Source organism: Curtobacterium sp. SP.BCo (genome assembly GCF_051903265.1).
Classification (GTDB): Bacteria; Actinomycetota; Actinomycetes; order Actinomycetales; family Microbacteriaceae; genus Curtobacterium.
Genome location: NZ_CP194337.1, coordinates 2,641,122 through 2,657,906 on the forward strand (window position 1 = coordinate 2,641,122; position 16,785 = coordinate 2,657,906).

Genomic DNA, 16,785 nt, shown 5'->3' on the forward strand with positions numbered 1-16,785 from the left:
CCGGATGCACGGGTATGCATCGACCGCCGCTCAGACGACGGATCGGGATTCGGTGATCAGAAAGAGATTGCCCCCGCGCACCGGACCCTGCATGGCGAGGAACGTTCCTGCTGCCTACGCGGGTTCGGCTTGGAGCGCCGAGTGCGGCACCACTGTAGCACCACCCAGGTCGACGGCCAGCATGAGCGCCCGCCAGTCGGATTCCCCGTGTCGCGACACCAGGTCGGCGGCGGTGAGGCGCTGGCCGGGGTCGCTGCCGAGGACCAGGAGGCTCGGACCGGCCCCGGAGACGACGGCCGCGAGCCCGTGCTGCCGCAGCAGACCGATGAGTGCGTCGGTCTCCGGCATCGCACTGGCGCGGTACGCCTGGTGCAGCCGGTCCTCCGTCGCCGCCAGCAGCAGCTCGGGGCTCTGGATGAGCGCCGCGACGAGCAACGCCGAGCGGGACACGTTGAACGCGGCGTCCGCGTGCGGGACGCTCGCGGGCTGCAGGGAGCGGGCGAGCTTCGTCGAGAGCGTGGAGGTCGGGACGAACACGACCGGCGCGACACCGCGGTGCACGAGGAGCCGCTTGTACGCGGGCCCCTCGGCCGTCATCCACGCGATGGTCAGACCACCGAACAGGGCGGGCGCCACGTTGTCCGGGTGTCCCTCCATCTCCGTCGCCAGCGTCAACAGGGTCGAGGCGTCCAGGTCGACGACGCCCTCGAGCAACCCGCGGGCCGCCATCAGGCCGGCGACGATCGCCGCGGCAGAGGATCCCATCCCGCGGCCGTGCGGGATCGCGTTGACGGCGTGCAGTTCGAGGCCGGGCTGCGGGACGCCGGCGTGCTCCAGCCCACGACGGACCGCACGCACGACGAGGTTGTCGTCGTCGGTGGCGACCTCACCCGCACCGACGCCCTCGACCGTGACGGTGGCGCCGGGCTCCGGGCGGACCCGCACGACGACCTCGTCGTACAGCGAGAGCGCGAGGCCGAGCGAGTCGAAGCCGGGGCCGAGGTTCGCCGAGGTCGCCGGGACGCGCACACGGACCGCCCGTCCGGCCGGTACAGCGATCTGGGCGGTCACGCCCTCCCCCGGTCCGGACGAGCGGTCCTGGCTCACTCGGCGCCGACCAGTCCGAGCACGTCGGCGACCGACTTGGTGTCGACGGGGACGCTCGTCGGGGCGACCTCGCCGCCGTCCTGCGTGCGGAGGGCCCACTGCGGGTCCTTGAGGCCGTGGCCGGTCACCGTGATGACGACCGTCGCGCCCTTCGGCACGATGCCCGCGTCGGCGCGCTCGAGCAGGCCGGCGACGCCGATCGCGGAGGCCGGCTCGACGAACACGCCGACCTCGGCCGACAGGATGCGGTGCGCGGCGAGGATCGCCTCGTCCGTGATGGCACCGAAGTAGCCGTCGGTCTCGTCGCGCGCCTGGAGCGCGAACTCCCACGAGGCCGGGTTGCCGATGCGGATCGCCGACGCGATGGTGTCCGGGTTGCGGACCACCTCGCCGCGGACGATCGGGGCCGAGCCGGCGGCCTGGAAGCCGAACATGCGCGGGAGCTTCGTCGACCGACCGGCAGCGACGTCCTCACGGTAGCCGCGGGAGTACGCCGTGTAGTTGCCCGCGTTGCCGACTGGCAGGAAGTGGAAGTCCGGTGCGTCGCCGAGCACGTCGACGACCTCGAACGCCGCGGTCTTCTGCCCCTCGATGCGGTCGTTGTTGACCGAGTTCACGAGGTGCACCGGGTAGTTGGCCGCGAGGTCGCGCGCGATGTCGAGGCAGTCGTCGAAGTTGCCCTGCACCTGCAGCAGCTGGGCGTCGTGCGCGACGGCCTGGCTGAGCTTGCCCATCGCGATCTTGCCCTCCGGCACGAGCACGGCGGCGGTGATGCCCGCGTGCGTGGCGTAGGCGGCGGCGGACGCGCTCGTGTTGCCGGTGGAGGCGCAGATGACGGCCTTCGCACCGTGCTCGACGGCCTTCGAGATCGCCATCGTCATGCCGCGGTCCTTGAACGACCCGGTCGGGTTCATGCCCTCGAACTTGACGTAGACCTCGGCGCCGGTGCGCTCGGACAGCCGGCGCGCCGGGATGAGCGGCGTCCCGCCCTCACCGAGGGTGACGACAGGCGTCGCCTCGGTCACGTCGAGTCGGTCGGCGTACTCGCGCAGGACTCCCTGCCACTGGTGGGCCATCAGGCTCCCCTTCTTCTTCGTTCGAAAGCTGGTGTGTCGCCGGTCGGGCGTCAGGCGCCGACCATGCGGAGGACGCTCGCGACCTCGACGACGACGTCCTCGTTGCGGAGCGCCACGACGGTGTTCGCGAGGTCGGACTCTCGCGCCAGGTGCGTCCCGATGACGAGGGTCGCGGTGGCGTCCGCGCCGACCGCCACGGTCTGCTCGACGGTCTCGACGCTGACGCCGTGCTTCGCGAGCACGCCGGCGACGGTCGACAGCACGCCGGGGGCGTCCGTGACGTGCAGGGTGATCTGGTAGCGCGTGCGGACCGTGCCGATCGGGAAGACGGGCAGGTCGGCCTGCGTCGACTCCGCGACCCCGGGGCCGCCGATGACGTGCCGTCGTGCCGCGGACACCAGGTCGCCGAGCACCGCGGACGCCGTCTCGACGCCGCCGGCTCCGGCACCGTAGAACATCAGGTCGCCGGCCGCCTCGGCCTCGACGAACACGGCGTTCTTCGCGCCGTGGACGCTCGCGAGCGGGTGGGACTCCGGCACCAGGGCCGGGTAGACCCGGGCGCTCACGCCCTCGACGCCCGCGGCGTCGGTCAGGCGTTCGGCCGTCGCCAGGATCTTCACGACGTAGCCGGCCTTGCGTGCGGCGCGGACCTGCTCGATCGTCACCGCGGTGATGCCCTCGCGGTGCACGGCGGCGAGCGGGACGGAGGTGTGGAACGCCAGCGAGGCGAGGATCGCGGCCTTCTGCGCGGCGTCGTAGCCCTCGATGTCGGCGGTCGGGTCGGCCTCGGCGTACCCGAGCTCCGTCGCGGTCGCGAGGGCGGCCTCGAAGGTCGAGCCCTCGCGGTCCATCAGGTCGAGGATGAAGTTCGTCGTGCCGTTGACGATGCCCATGATCCGGACGATGCGGTCACCGGCGAGCGAGTCGTGCAGCGGACGGATGATCGGGATCGCGCCGGCGACGGCGGCCTCGTAGTACAGCTGTGCACCGACCTGCTCGGCCACCGCGAACAGCTCCGGACCGTGGGTCGCCAGGAGCGCCTTGTTGCCGGTGACGACGTCCGCGCCGGACTGCAGCGCCTGCAGCACGAGCGTGCGTGCCGGTTCGATGCCGCCGATGAGCTCGACGACGATGTCCGCGCCGAGGATCAGGGACTCGGCGTCCGTCGTGAAGAGCTCCTTCGGCAGGTCGACGTCCCGCGGGGCGTCGAGGTCGCGGACGGCGATCCCGACGAGTTCCAGGCCGGCGCCGGCGCGCGAGGCCAGCTCGTCGCCGTGTTCGAGGAGCAGGCGCGCGACCTGGGAACCGACCGAGCCGGCTCCGAGCAGCGCGACGCGGACGTTGCGGTATTCGATCATCTGGTGCGGGTCCTGTTCGTGGGGAGCGGGTCGTGGCGGGGCGTCACGCCCCGGGCACGACCCCGGTGTCGCGGGCGAGGAGGTCGTCGATCGACTCGCCTCGCACGAGGATACGGGTAGTGCCGTCCGCGACGGCCACGACGGGCGGGCGACCGACGTGGTTGTAGTTGCTCGCCAGGCTCCAGCAGTAGGCACCCGTCGCCGCGACGGCGAGCAGGTCGCCACGGTGCACGTCACCGGGCAGGTACTCGTCCTGCACGACGATGTCGCCCGACTCGCAGTGCTTCCCGACGACGCGGGTGAGGACCGCGTCCGCGTCCGAGGTGCGGGTGAGCCGGGCGGTGTAGTCGGCGCCGTACAGGGCGGGTCGGGCGTTATCGCTCATGCCGCCGTCGACGGAGACGTAGGTGCGGGTCGCGGACGCGCCGTCGTCGCCGGGTTCGAGGGACACGGGCTTGATCGTCCCCACCCGGTACAGCGTCATGCCGGCGGGACCGACGATGTAGCGCCCCGGCTCGACCGCGATCTCGGGCACCGGGATGTCACGCTCGGCGCAGGCCTCGGCGACGATGCTGGCGAGCGCGTCGGCGACGTCCTCCGGTGCGAACGCCGAGTCCGCCTCGGTGTAGTCGATGCCCCACCCGCCGCCGAGGTTCAGCTCCGGCACCGGCCCGGCCGCGACGAGCGTGGCGTGCACGTCCATCAGGCGACGCGCTGCCTCGCGGAAGCCGGACTCGTCGAAGATCTGCGACCCGATGTGCGAGTGCAGCCCGACGAACGCGAGCGACGGCTCGGCGCGCACGGCCTCGGCCGCGGTCACGGCCTCGGTCAGCGGGATGCCGAACTTCTGGTCCTCGCGCGCCGTGGCGAGGTACTCGTGGGTCGAGGCGTGCACCCCGCTGTTGATCCGGATGCGCACACGCTGCACGACGCCGGCGTCGGCGGCGGCACGGGCGACGCGCTGCACCTCTTCGTGGCTGTCGAGGACGATCGTGCCCACACCGACCTCGACCGCGCGTGCGATCTCGGCGTCGGACTTGTCGTTGCCGTGGAACCCGAGCTGCGACGGGTCGATCCCCCCGGCCAGGGCCACCGCGAGCTCACCGCCGGTGCAGACGTCGACCCGCAGTTCCGCCGCGGCCATCCACGCCACGACCTGCGTCGTCAGGAAGGCCTTGCCCGCGTAGTAGACGTGCGCCCGGGTACCGATCCGCTCGAAGGCCTCGGTGAACGCGTCCCGCACCCGCGCCGCGCGGGACTGGACGTCCCGTTCGTCGACGACGTACAGCGGGGTGCCGTACTCCGCCACGAGGTCGGACGCCGTCACGCCGCCGACGACCAACTCGCCGTCGTCGGTCCGCGTCGCCGACGCGGGCCAGATGCGCGCCTCGAGCGCCGAGGGGTCCGTCGGGAACCGCAGTCGCTGCGGGGCAAGGGGGTTCTCGCTCACGGGACCCGATCCTACCGAGCCGAGCCGCGCCTCCCGGCCGCGTTACGCGCCCCGGCGACTACGAGCACCTGCCCACGGTCTGGAGGCCCTGCTCGTTGAGCGGCAGCGAGTCGGCCGTGACCCGGACCGACGCGTCCTGCGCGGTGATGTCGAGCGAGCGGACGCGCAGCTGCGACGGCAGGAACTGCGCCGTGCAGACCTGCACCGGCACGTTCGTGACGCCCGGGATCGAGTCCACCTTCAACCCGAGGGCCGAGTTCGTGATGCGCACCGTCTTCGGGGTGATCGTGATGCCCTTGCCATCGTCCTGCGCGACGACGTCGCCCTTGGCCGCGTAGGTGATGTCGTAGCCGAGCACCGCCGTCTTGCCGGCGAGCTCGACGCCGCCGTCGACCAGGCTGAGCCGGTCGAAGAGCGGACTGTACTTCGACAGGTCCTTCACCGATCCGGCGGCGAGCGTCACGTGCCCGTCGACGTCGCGAACGTCGCCCTTGCCGTCGATCGGGACGTCGTGCGCCGTGACGTCGGCGGCGAGTGGCACGCCGTCGATCGTGAGCTCCTTCGAGGAGATCTCGACGTCGTCGAGCGTCCCGCCGAGCAGCTGCGGGATCACGATGCCGTTCGCGTGTGCATCGACCTCGCCGGTCGCGCCCTGCGGCAGCGACTGCTCGACCTGCTGGGCGATGATGCGGTCGACGACTCCGCGCAGGACGAACTCGGCGATCACGACGAGCGCGGCGAGGACGACCACGACGACGACGAGCACGACGGGCCAGCGACGGCGCTTCCTGGGGGTCTCGGTGGCGACGGACATGAGTCCCACCATGCCAGGTGGTCCCGGCAGCGGGCCTGGAGGCGCGGCGCGGCCCCGGCGCGGCCCCGGCGGGCGGGTCCGCGTTCGCGCCCAGGTACGAACATCGCGCCCCGTCGTGACGGGGCGCGATGTTCGTAGCGGGGCGCAGTCGCCGGCGACGCGCTACATGCGCTCGGGAGCGGAGACGCCGAGCAGGCCCAGGCCGTTCCGGACGACCTGGCCGGTGGCGTCGTTCAGCCAGAGGCGCGTGCGGTGCAGGTCCGTCACGGGCTCGTCGCCGAGCGGGGTCACCCGGCAGGCGTCGTACCAGCGGTGGTACAGACCGGCGAGCTGCTCGATGAACCGGGCGATGCGGTGCGGCTCGCGCAGTTCCGCGGCCTGCCGCACCACGCGCGGGTACTCGGCCAGGGCCCCGAGGAGCGCACCCTCGGTGTCGTGCGTCAGCAGCGAGGCGTCGAAGGCCGACCGGTCCACCCCGGCGGCCGCGGCGTTCCGGGCCACCGACTGCGTGCGGGCGTGGGCGTACTGGACGGTGAAGACCGGGTTGTCGTTCGTCCGCTTCACGAGCAGGTCGAGGTCGATGTCGATCGCGGTGTCGCTCGCGAACCGGACGAGCGAGTACCGGCCGGCGTCCACACCGACGGCGTCGACGAGGTCCTCCATCGTGACGATCGTGCCCGCACGCTTCGACATGCGCATCGGCTCGCCGTCCTTGAGCAGGTTGACCATCTGCCCGATGAGGATCTCGAGGTTCTTGCCCGGCTCGTCCCCGAACGCGGCGCACATCGCCATCATCCGACCGACGTAGCCGTGGTGGTCGGCGCCGAGCATGATCAGGTTGCGCTCGAAGCCCCGCTCGCGCTTGTCGAGGTAGTACGCCAGGTCACCGGCGATGTAGGCCGGTTCGCCGTCGGACTTGATGACGACCCGGTCCCGGTCGTCACCGAAGTCGGTCGTCCGGAGCCACTCGGCGCCCTCGGCCTCGTACATCACGCCGGCCGACCGCAGCCGCTCGATGGCACGCTCGACGGCCTTCGACTCGTGCAGGGCGTTCTCGTGGAAGTAGACGTCGAAGTCCACGCCGAAGTCGTGCAGCGAGGCCTTGATGTCGGTGAACATGAACTCGACGCCCTCGCGCCGGAAGAGCTCCTGGGCCTCGTCGCGGGGCAGGTTCGTGACGTCGACGGACGGGTCGAGCGTGGCGATGACCCGCGCCGCGATGTCCGAGATGTAGGCACCGCCGTAGCCGTCCTCCGGCGTGGGCTCCCCCAACGCACTCGCCACGAGGGACCGGGCGAACCGGTCGATCTGCGCGCCGTGGTCGTTGAAGTAGTACTCCCGCGTGACGAGGCCGCCCTGCGCCTGGAACACGCGCGCCAGCGAGTCACCGACCGCCGCCCAGCGCACGCCGCCCATGTGGATCGGGCCGGTCGGGTTCGCGGACACGAACTCCAGGTTGATCCGCACACCGTCGTACAGGTCGCCGTTGCCGAACGCCGAGCCGGCGTCGACGATCGTGCGGGCGATCTCACCGGCGGCGGCCGCCTCGAGCGTGATGTTGATGAAGCCGGGGCCAGCGACGTCGACCGAGGCCACGCCGTCCAGCTCGGTCAGTTCGCCGGCGATCTCCGTCGCCAGCTCGCGCGGGTTCGTGCCGAGACGCTTCGCGAGCTGCATCGCCGCGTTCGACGCCCAGTCGCCGTGCGCACGGTTCTTCGGCCGCTCGAGGGCCACGTGGGACTCCCCGATCGTCACGGTGTCGGACGCGCCTCGTCGCTCGACAATCCCGGTCAGGATCGACAGGTACGCGGCGGAGAGTTCGGCAGGAGTCACGAGGATCGAGTCTACCGGGACACGCAGGCGGCTCCGGGCCGATGCCGGAGCCCGTGCACCATCATGGCGGGATGACCACCCGCAGCCGTGCCCGGGCGATCAGCATCGCCGTGCTCACCGTGTCCGCGTCCCTCGCCCTCGTGGCGTGCTCGGGCGGCGGTGACGGCGGTGGCGCCAGCCCCAGCGCGACCGCGGCGCCGATCGGCAAACGCGTGACGCAGCGCTGCGCCGACCTCCTGCCCGTCGGAGCGCTCACCGTCTACGGGAAGACCTTCGAGCCCGTTCGCGACTACGAGCCGGACAAGGGATCCCCCGCCGCACGGATCGCCCAGCAGCGCGGCCGGGCGTGCCAGTGGCAGGCCACCGACGACGCGTCCACGACCATCACGCTGGCGGTCGCGAACCTGCCTGAGAAGTCGCTCACGAACCTCAAGGACGCCCTCTACGAACGAGGCGGCTCCGTCCCCACCTACCGGGTCGAGGGGTACTTCTCGCTCGCCGACGGCGTCGGCCGCGCCGACGCGTTCGCCGACCCGTACTGGATCACGGCGTCGTCGACGCTCTTCACCGAGCCCGGAGGCGCCCAGCCCGTCATCGACGCGGTGCGGGGCGTCGTGCAGCCGACCGCGTCGGCGACACCGGCCGGCTGACCCGACGACCGCCCGGCCTGGAGGCGCGCCACACGCCCGCCACCGACGTCCGGCCCGACACGCCACGACGCACGGCCGGTGTCCTGGGGGCCGCCGCCGACCTGCTACGGTTGGTTCCACCCACGAGCCCCCATAGCTCAGGGGATAGAGCACTGCCCTCCGGAGGCAGGGGCGGAGGTTCGAATCCTCCTGGGGGCACAGGCACATTTCCGCGCAGGCAGACGTCTTCGCTTCGCTCAGTCGGCTGCGCGCGATGTCGGCTTCGCCGACCTTCCCTCCGGGGCCGGTTGCGCCGGGGGCGCTCCGGGGAACGATTGCGCCAGGGGCGCTCCGGGGCCGGTTGCGCCGGGGGCGATTCGGGGTACGGTTGCGCCGGGGGCGCTCCGGGGACCGATTGCGCCGCTTCGGGGACCGATTGCGCCGGGGGCGCTCCGGCGGCGCGGGGGTGCTCGGGTAGCGTCGACGTATGACGACGTCGTTTCCGGAGCCACTGGTCGAGCCACTCCGCGGCGGGCCCGCGCTCCGGTGGGGTGTGATCGGGCCGGGGACGATCGCGGGCGACTTCACCGCGACGATGCACGCGAACTCGGACCAGCGGGTCGTCGCCGTCGGGTCCCGCTCCGCCGAACGCGCCGCCGCCTTCGCCGCACGGCACGGCGTCCCCGGCGTGCACGACTCGTACGAGGCCCTCGTCGCAGACCCCACGGTGGACGTCGTCTACGTCGCGTCCCCGCACCCGCAGCACCTGGAACACGCGCTCCTCGCCATCGCCGCCGGCAAGCACGTCCTCGTCGAGAAGCCGATGACCACGTCCGAGGCCGACACCCGCACGCTCGCAGCGGCGGCCCGCGGCGCCGGGGTCCTCGCGATGGAGGCCATGTGGACCCGGTACCTGCCGGGCACCACCGTCATCGCCCGGATGCTCGCGGACGGGGCCCTCGGCGACGTCCGGCTCGCCACGGTGGACGTCGGCTGGCCGCACGAGCCCGACCCGGCCGACCGCATGTTCGACCCCGCCGCCGGAGGCGGTGCGCTCCTCGACGCCGGCGTCTACGGGCACTGGTTCGCACGCTTCGCCACCGGCGCCCCGGTGACCACCCGCACGACGGGGACGCTCTCGGAACGCGGGGTGGACCTCCAGTCCGTCACCGTGTCGGAGACCGCCGGCGGCGCGCAGTCCGTGGTGACCACGTCGATGACGGCGTGGACGCCCGGACTGGCGGTCATCGCCGGCAGCCGGGCCACGGTGCGGTACACCGACCACTTCGTGTTCCCGGCGTCCTTCGCCCTGCACCACGGAGCCGACGCGACGCACTGGGAGGACCCGAGCGGCCTGCGCGGCCGGCAGGGGCTGGTCTGGCAGACGGCAGCGCTGGCGCAGTACGTCGCGGACGGCCGGACGGAGTCGCCGCTGCACTCCCTCGACGACTCCATCGGCATCGCGTCGGCACTCGACGCGGCGCGGACCGCACTCGGCCCGACCGCGGCACCGGGTGTTTCCGAACGCGTCACGTCGACCCCCTAGGATCACGGGCCGGTCGTCCCGCACACGACCGGGAAGAGGACTCGATGACCACCGCCACCGGGAACCTGCAGCACGAACTCGCCCGCGCCGAGCACGCACCGGCACCGCGGACACTGCTCGACGTCCTCACGGCCACGGCTGAGGATCATCCCGACGCCCTCGCGCTCGAGGACCCGGCCGGGACGATCGACTACGCCACGCTGCTGCGTTCCGTGCACGAGCAGGCCGACGACCTCGCCCGTCGCGGGGTCCGGCGCGGTGACCGGGTCGGCGTGCGGATCCCCTCCGGCGGTCGCGACCTGTACGTGTCGATCCTGGCGGTGCTCGCGGCCGGTGCCGCCTACGTCCCGGTGGACGCCGACGACCCCGAGGAGCGGGCGGCGCTCGTCTTCGGCGAGGCCGGTGTGGTCGGGGTGATCGGTGCCGGTGGGGTCCTCCGTCGCGACGGAGCGCCGGATGCCGAGTCCTCCCCCGTCGTCGAGCCCGCGGCGGGCGCCGTCGCACCGAGCACGGACGACGACGCGTGGATCATCTTCACGTCGGGCTCCACCGGGGTGCCGAAGGGCGTCGCGGTGACGCACCGGTCCGCGGCGGCGTTCGTGGACGCCGAGGCGCGGATGTTCCTGCAGGCGGCGCCGATCGGTCCGGGCGACCGGGTGCTGGCCGGGCTGAGCGTGGCGTTCGACGCGTCCTGCGAGGAGATGTGGTCGGCATGGGGACACGGGGCGTGCCTGGTGCCGGCGCCGCGGTCGCTGGTGCGCACGGGTGTGGACCTCGGGCCGTGGCTCATCGCGCACGGCATCACGGTCGTGTCCACGGTCCCGACGCTCGCGGCGCTGTGGCCGGACGACGCGCTGGAGCAGGTCCGGTTGGTGATCTTCGGCGGCGAGGCGTGCCCGCCGGAGCTGGCCGCGCGCATCGCGAGCCGGGATCGTGAGGTCTGGAACACGTACGGGCCGACCGAGGCCACGGTGGTGGCGTGCGGGGCCCTGCTTGACGGGAGCGCGCCGATCCGGATCGGTCTGCCGTTGGACGGCTGGGACCTCGCGGTCGTGGACGCTGCCGGGCAGCGGGTCGAGCCGGGTGGTGTCGGGGAGCTCGTGATCGGCGGGGTGGGTCTGGGGCGGTACCTGGATCCGGCGAAGGACGCGGAGAAGTACGCGCCGTTCCCGGAGCTCGGGTGGGAGCGGGCGTACCGGAGCGGTGACCTGGTGCGGTACGACCCCGAGGGACTGGTGTTCCAGGGGCGCGCGGACGACCAGGTGAAGCTCGGCGGTCGGCGGATCGAGCTGGGCGAGGTGGATGCGGCGCTGCAGGCGCTCGACGACGTCGCGGGCGGCGCGGCCGTGGTGCAGCGGACCCCCGCGGGCAACCAGGTGCTGGTCGGCTACGTGGCTCCGGTCACCGGTGCGACGGTCGACGTGACGGCCGCGAACGCACGGCTGCGTGCGGAGCTGCCCGCGGCGCTCGTGCCGCTGCTCGCGGTGGTGGACTCCTTGCCGACGCGGACCTCGGGGAAGGTCGACCGGGCGGCGCTCCCCTGGCCGCTGCCGGGGACCTCGGACGCGGCGCTGCTGCCGGACACGGTGGCGTGGATCGCGGAGCGGTGGTCGGCGATCCTCGGGGTGCCCGTGGCGAGCGTCGACGACGACTTCTTCGCGCACGGCGGCGGGTCGTTGACGGCCGCTCAGCTGGTCTCCGCGATCCGGGAGCGGTTCCCGTCGACGACCGTCGCGGACGTGTACGACCACCCGCGGATCGGGGCGCTGGCCGACGCGCTGGACGACTCCGGCCCGGTGGTGTCGGTCCCCCGCGACGTCCGCCCGGTCCCGCCGGCGACGGGACTGGTGATGACGCTGCTCGGGCTGCCGGTGCAGGTGCTGCGCGGGCTGCGGGTGCTGACCTGGACGGCGACCGTGGCCGCGGTGCTGCACGCGACGACCCTGCCGTTCCTGCCGGTGCTGCCGTGGCCGGTGCTGGTCCTCGCGCTGCTGCTGTTCGTGACGCCGGTCGGCAAGATGGCGGTGACCGTCGTCCTGGTGCGGCTCGTGCTGCTCGGTGTCCGTCCGGGTGACCACCCCCGGGGCGGGTCGGTGCACGTGCGGGTGTGGTTGGCGGAGCGGCTGGCCGAGGCGGTGGACGGCCCGTCGACGGCGGGGGCGCCGTGGATCAGCTACTACGCCCGGGCGTTGGGTGCGCGGATCGGCAAGGACGTCGACCTGCACACGCTGCCGCCGGTCACCGGGATGCTGACGATCGGCAAGCGCGCGTCGATCGAGCCCGAGGTGGACCTCGCGGGGCACTGGCTGGACGGGGACGTGTTCCGGCTGGGCAGGGTCCGGATCGACGAGGACGCGGTGGTGCACAGCCGGTCGACGATGCTGCCGGGCGCGCACGTGGGCGTGGGCGCCGAGGTGGAGGCGGGGTCCGCGGTCGAGGACCGGGTCCCGGACGGGGAGCGTTGGGCGGGGTCCCCGGCGGAGCGCGTCGGGTCGGCTCGGCACGGCCGGGAGGCGCGTCCCCCGTCGCGACGACGGTGGCTGGTGGCGTACGGGGCGGGTTCGGTGGCCGTGGCCGGGTTGCCGGTGGTCGGTGCGGCGGCCGGGGTCGGCCTGCTGTGGGCGTTCGTGGGTCGTGCGGCCACGCTCGGCGAGGCGGTGCTCACGGCGCTGGCGTGGGTCCCGCTGGCGACGGTGGTCGCCGGGATCGTGTACGCGGGCCTGGTCGTCGGCGCCGTGCGGTTGCTCGGGGTCGGGCTGACGGAGGGCCGTCACCCGGTGCGCTCGCGGATCGGCTGGCAGGTGTGGACGACGGAACGGATCCTGGACGCGGCACGCACGCTGCTGTTCCCCGTGTACGCGTCGCTCGTGACACCGGTGTGGCTGCGGCTGCTCGGTGCCCGCGTCGGTCGGAACACGGAGATCTCGACGGTCCTGCTCATCCCGGCGTTGACGCAGATCGCGTCGGGGGCGTTCCTGGCCGACGACACGATGGTGGCCACGTACGAGCTCGGCGGCGGCCGGGTGCGGATCGGCCGGTCGAAGGTGGGGCGCCGGGCGTTCCTCGGCAACAGCGGCATGACGGGTGCCGGCCGGTCGGTTCCGCGCGAGGCGCTGGTGGCGGTGCTGTCCGCGGTGCCGAAGAAGGCCAAGCGTGGCTCGTCGTGGCTCGGGTCGCCCCCGGTCCGGCTGCGTCGTGCCACGGCGGAGTTCGACGAGGAGCGCACGTTCCGGCCGCCCCGCTCGCTGAAGGTCGCCCGTGGCTGCTGGGAGCTGCTGCGGCTGCTCGCCCCGATGGTGTCCGCAGGTGTGGCCCTCGGGGTGGCGGCGGCGCTCCTCGCGCTGTGGACGGCGGTCGGCCTCGGCTGGACGGTGCTGCTCGCCGGTCCGGTGCTCATCGTGGCGGGCGCGGTTGCCGCCGTGGTGTCGACGGCCGCGAAGTGGGTGTTCGTCGGCCGGATCACCGCGACCGAGCACCCGCTGTGGTCGTCGTTCGTGTGGCGCAACGAGGTGCAGGACACCTTCGTGGAGACCGTCGCCCGGCCGTGGTTCGCGGAGCAGGCGACCGGGACACCGGCGCTCGCGGCCTGGCTGCGGAGCCTCGGCGCGACGATCGGTCGCGGCACCTGGCTGGAGACGTACTGGCTTCCCGAGGCCGACCTCGTGACCGTCGGCGCCGGGGCCTCGGTGGCGCGCGGCACCGTCGTGCAGACGCACCTGTTCCACGACCGGGTCATGCAACTCGACGCCGTCCGGCTCGACGCCGGTGCGACGCTCGGGCCGCACAGCGTGGTCCTGCCCGCGGCCGGCATCGGGCCGGGCGGCACGGTGGGTCCGGCCTCGCTGGTGATGCGCGGCGAGCAGGTGCCCGGCGGGACGCACTGGGCGGGCAACCCGATCGCTCCGTGGACATCGGCACCGCCGGTCCCCGCACAGCGCCTCCCGGAACGCGTCCCCGTGGCAGACTTGCCGGTACCGTGAAGCTGACGAATCCCGCCGCGACGAACACCGACGCCGACCCGTACGCCCCGCACAGCGGCGACCGGCGGTGGAGCGCCCGGCACTACGACCTCCGCCTGGAGTACCGCGTCGCGACGAACCGGCTCGACGGCACCGCGACCGTGACCGGGCGGGCGCAGACCGACCTCGACCGGATCGTGCTCGACCTGCACGGGCTCAGCGTGGACCGGGTCGACGTCGACGGTCGGCGGGCGAAGAAGACCTCGTCCGCGACGCACAAGCTGACCGTGACCCCGACCGAGCCGGTCGCCGCGGGGTCGGAGTTCACCGTCCACGTCCGGTACCGCGGCACCCCGCACCCGCTGCGGAGTCCCTGGGGGCAGATCGGCTGGGAGGAGCTGACGGACGGCGTCATCGTGGCCGCGCAGCCGACCGGTGCGCCGTCGTGGTTCCCGTGCAACGACCGCCCGGACGACAAGGCGACCTACCGGTTCGAGATCACCGCCGAGGCGGCGTACGACGTCCTGGCCAACGGTGAGCTGCTCGGCAAGGAGCGGGCACGAGCCGGCACCACGTGGACCTACGCCACCACCGACCCGATGGCGACCTACCTGGCGACCGTGCAGATCGGCCGGTACCGCACCACCACGCTCCGCGGCTCGGACGTGCCGGTGACGCTGCACCACCCCGCGGACCTCGCCGCCGCCGCCCGGACCGACTTCGGCCGGGTCCCGGACATGATCGCGCTGTACACCGCGCGGTTCGGGCCGTACCCGTTCTCCGCGTACGGCGTGGTGGTCACCGACGACGAGCTGGAGATCCCGCTCGAGGCGCACGGTCTCGCGGTCTTCGGGCGGAACCACGTCGACGGTGCACACGGGACCGACCGCCTCATCGCGCACGAGCTCGCCCACCAGTGGTTCGGCAACTCGGTGACGGTCACCCGGTGGCGGGACATCTGGCTGCACGAGGGCTTCGCCTGCTACGCGGAGTGGCTCTGGTCGGAGCACCGCGGTGGTGCGTCCGCGGACGAGCTCGCTGCCGGGTACCGCGACGGGCTCCTCGAGCAGCCGCAGGACCTCGTCGTCGCGGACCCCGGAGCGAAGGACATGTTCGACGACCGGGTCTACAAGCGCGGCGCCCTCGCCCTGCACGCCGTTCGCCGGACGTTCGGGGACGACGCGTTCTTCGCCGGCCTCCGGACGGTCTCCGACCGACACCGGCACGGTTCGGTGCTGCCGGACGACGTCCTCGACGCGTTCGCGGACGCGTCCGGCGTGGACGTGTCCCGCGTCCGCGCGGTCACCGCACCGTGGATCGACGAGCCGGGCGTCCCCGAGCTGCCCTGACGCTGCGAGGGAACGTCGAACGGGTCAGCCGGCGACGTCGAGCGTGTCGGGCTCCGCGCACACCTCAACCCAGACCGCGTCGAGGGACAGGCCGACGACCCCGGCGACCGACGCGATCGTGGCGAACGCGGGCGTCGCGATGCGCCCGGTCTCGATCTTGCGCAGCGTCTCCGGGGAGATCCCGGCGTCGAGCGCCGTCTCGAGGATCGATCGCGGACCACGGGCACGGCGGAGCAGGGCACCGAGGCGACGACCACGGGCGACCTCGTCGGGGCGGAGCGGGAGACGGACCATGCTCCGATACTAATACCGGTACGATCATCCCGTGATCGAGATCCTCACCCCGGCCGAGGTCGAGCGGGCACGCGCCACGGGCGCCCTCGTCGGCACCATCCTGCAGACGCTGCGCGACCGCGTCCGGGTCGGCACCAACCTGCTCGAGATCGACGAGTGGGCGCGGACGATGATCGCGGACGCCGGCGCCGAGTCCTGCTACGTCGACTACGCACCGTCCTTCGGCCGCGGCCCCTTCGGTCACCACGTCTGCACCGCGGTGAACGACGCCGTCCTGCACGGACTCCCCCACGACCGCAGCCTCGCCGACGGCGACCTGCTGACCCTCGACCTCGCGGTGTCGCTGGACGGCATCGCGGCCGACGCGGCGATCAGCTTCGTGGTCGGCACGCCCGACCCGGCGGACCTGTCCCTCATCGACGCCACCGAACGCGCACTGGCCGCGGCCATCGCGGTCGCCCGGCCGGGCGTCCGGACCGGGGACCTCTCGCACGCCATCGGGACGGTGCTCGAAGGAGCCGGCTACCCCGTCAACGTCGAGTTCGGCGGCCACGGCATCGGATCGACCATGCACCAGGACCCGCACGTGTCGAACACCGGCCGCCCCGGTCGCGGGTACACCCTGCGTCCCGGCCTGCTCCTCGCGCTCGAGCCGTGGGTCATGGCGGACACCGACGTGCTCGTCACCGACCCGGACGGGTGGACGCTCCGCAGCGCGACGGGCGGCCGTACGGCGCACACGGAGCACACCGTCGCGATCACCGAGGACGGCGTCGAGGTGCTGACCCTGCCACGGTGACCGGCACGCCGTCGGACGCGACGGCGAGCACGGTGTCGGGCTCCGGGAACAGCACCGTCACCGCCTGCTCCACGCCGTCCAGCACGGCGACGGACCGGTCGGGGTCGACCTCGACCGAGCGCGGGTCCACCCGCAGCGCGCGGCCGTCGCGCTTCAGGACGGCTTCCTTCGCCGCCCAGAGCGCCGCGATCCTCCGGGGGTCGCCGGCAGCCCGGTCGAGTTCCCGCTCGGTGAAGGCGTCGAGCGGGTGCGCCGCAACGCGGGCGACGCCTTCGACGTCGACGCCCAGCTCGCCGGGGCCGACGGCCAACGCGACGACACCGGTGGTGCGGGCGAGGCTCACGCCGACGGCGGAGCCGTCGACCGTCGCCCACGGACGGCCGTGGTCGGTCCCGCCGCAGCGCGGACAGACGCGCCCCGCGCGCACAGCCGCGACGTCGACGCCCGTCGCCGACGCGACGGCGGCGAGCAGTGCCTCCCGGTCGGCCGCGACGGTCGCCCCCGGTGTCACGAGCGTCACGACGACGGACGGGAGGCGCGGCAGACTCACGCAGTGAGCCTACGTGCGTGG

General features: G+C 73.2%; 13 protein-coding genes and 1 tRNA gene. 6 read left to right on the top strand and 8 right to left on the bottom strand.

Going from position 1 to position 16,785, the window contains the following annotated elements; translation table 11 throughout:
- Positions 1-114 precede the first annotated feature (114 nt).
- The 6 genes from thrB to argS form a co-directional block, all read right to left on the bottom strand.
- Complete coding sequence (gene thrB, locus ACRQ4B_RS12540; protein WP_439691750.1) at positions 115-1,071, bottom strand: homoserine kinase; 957 nt, start codon at positions 1,069-1,071, stop codon at positions 115-117.
- A gap of 32 nt (positions 1,072-1,103) precedes the next feature.
- A complete protein-coding gene (gene thrC / locus ACRQ4B_RS12545; protein WP_439691751.1) occupies positions 1,104-2,183 on the bottom strand; it encodes a threonine synthase in 1,080 nt (359 codons plus the stop codon).
- A 50-nt stretch (positions 2,184-2,233) separates the two neighbouring features.
- Positions 2,234-3,541 carry a homoserine dehydrogenase gene (locus ACRQ4B_RS12550; protein WP_439691752.1) on the bottom strand — a complete coding sequence of 436 codons (1,308 nt, stop codon included), beginning with the start codon at positions 3,539-3,541 and terminating at the stop codon, positions 2,234-2,236.
- A gap of 43 nt (positions 3,542-3,584) precedes the next feature.
- The gene (lysA, locus tag ACRQ4B_RS12555) at positions 3,585-4,991 is read right to left on the bottom strand and encodes a diaminopimelate decarboxylase (RefSeq protein WP_439691753.1); all 1,407 of its coding nucleotides are present in this window, start codon (positions 4,989-4,991) and stop codon (positions 3,585-3,587) included.
- Positions 4,992-5,049: 58 nt separating this feature from the next.
- Positions 5,050-5,805, bottom strand: a complete 756-nt coding sequence (locus ACRQ4B_RS12560; protein WP_439691754.1) for an LmeA family phospholipid-binding protein — start codon at positions 5,803-5,805, stop codon at positions 5,050-5,052.
- A 162-nt stretch (positions 5,806-5,967) separates the two neighbouring features.
- The gene (gene argS, locus ACRQ4B_RS12565) at positions 5,968-7,638 is read right to left on the bottom strand and encodes an arginine--tRNA ligase (RefSeq protein ID WP_439691755.1); all 1,671 of its coding nucleotides are present in this window, start codon (positions 7,636-7,638) and stop codon (positions 5,968-5,970) included.
- A gap of 71 nt (positions 7,639-7,709) precedes the next feature.
- Here argS and ACRQ4B_RS12570 point away from each other — a divergent pair, with 71 nt between their 5' ends.
- The 5 genes from ACRQ4B_RS12570 to ACRQ4B_RS12590 all read left to right on the top strand — a co-directional run bounded on the left by ACRQ4B_RS12570 (position 7,710) and on the right by ACRQ4B_RS12590 (position 15,121).
- Positions 7,710-8,288 carry a hypothetical protein gene (locus tag ACRQ4B_RS12570; RefSeq protein ID WP_439691756.1) on the top strand — a complete coding sequence of 193 codons (579 nt, stop codon included), beginning with the start codon at positions 7,710-7,712 and terminating at the stop codon, positions 8,286-8,288.
- 126 nt (positions 8,289-8,414) lie between these two features.
- Positions 8,415-8,486 (top strand) — tRNA-Arg (locus ACRQ4B_RS12575).
- Positions 8,487-8,754: 268 nt separating this feature from the next.
- Positions 8,755-9,813 carry a Gfo/Idh/MocA family protein gene (locus tag ACRQ4B_RS12580; protein ID WP_439691757.1) on the top strand — a complete coding sequence of 353 codons (1,059 nt, stop codon included), beginning with the start codon at positions 8,755-8,757 and terminating at the stop codon, positions 9,811-9,813.
- Positions 9,814-9,857: 44 nt separating this feature from the next.
- Entirely contained in the window at positions 9,858-13,793 is a 3,936-nt protein-coding gene (locus tag ACRQ4B_RS12585) for a Pls/PosA family non-ribosomal peptide synthetase (protein WP_439691758.1), read from the top strand.
- Positions 13,790-15,121 carry a M1 family metallopeptidase gene (locus ACRQ4B_RS12590; protein WP_439691759.1) on the top strand — a complete coding sequence of 444 codons (1,332 nt, stop codon included), beginning with the start codon at positions 13,790-13,792 and terminating at the stop codon, positions 15,119-15,121. Before ACRQ4B_RS12585 ends, ACRQ4B_RS12590 begins: the two co-directional genes overlap by 4 nt.
- 24 nt (positions 15,122-15,145) lie before the next feature.
- Here ACRQ4B_RS12590 and ACRQ4B_RS12595 read toward each other — a convergent pair whose 3' ends face one another.
- The gene (locus ACRQ4B_RS12595; protein ID WP_439691760.1) at positions 15,146-15,415 is read right to left on the bottom strand and encodes a helix-turn-helix domain-containing protein; all 270 of its coding nucleotides are present in this window, start codon (positions 15,413-15,415) and stop codon (positions 15,146-15,148) included.
- Positions 15,416-15,446: 31 nt separating this feature from the next.
- On the opposite strand from ACRQ4B_RS12595, the gene map reads away from it, so the two are divergent.
- A complete protein-coding gene (map, locus tag ACRQ4B_RS12600; protein WP_439691761.1) occupies positions 15,447-16,214 on the top strand; it encodes a type I methionyl aminopeptidase in 768 nt (255 codons plus the stop codon).
- Here map and ACRQ4B_RS12605 read toward each other — a convergent pair.
- Positions 16,174-16,764 carry a 4'-phosphopantetheinyl transferase family protein gene (locus tag ACRQ4B_RS12605; protein WP_439691762.1) on the bottom strand — a complete coding sequence of 197 codons (591 nt, stop codon included), beginning with the start codon at positions 16,762-16,764 and terminating at the stop codon, positions 16,174-16,176. The two genes, map and ACRQ4B_RS12605, sit on opposite strands and share 41 nt — an antisense overlap.
- Positions 16,765-16,785 lie beyond the last annotated feature (21 nt).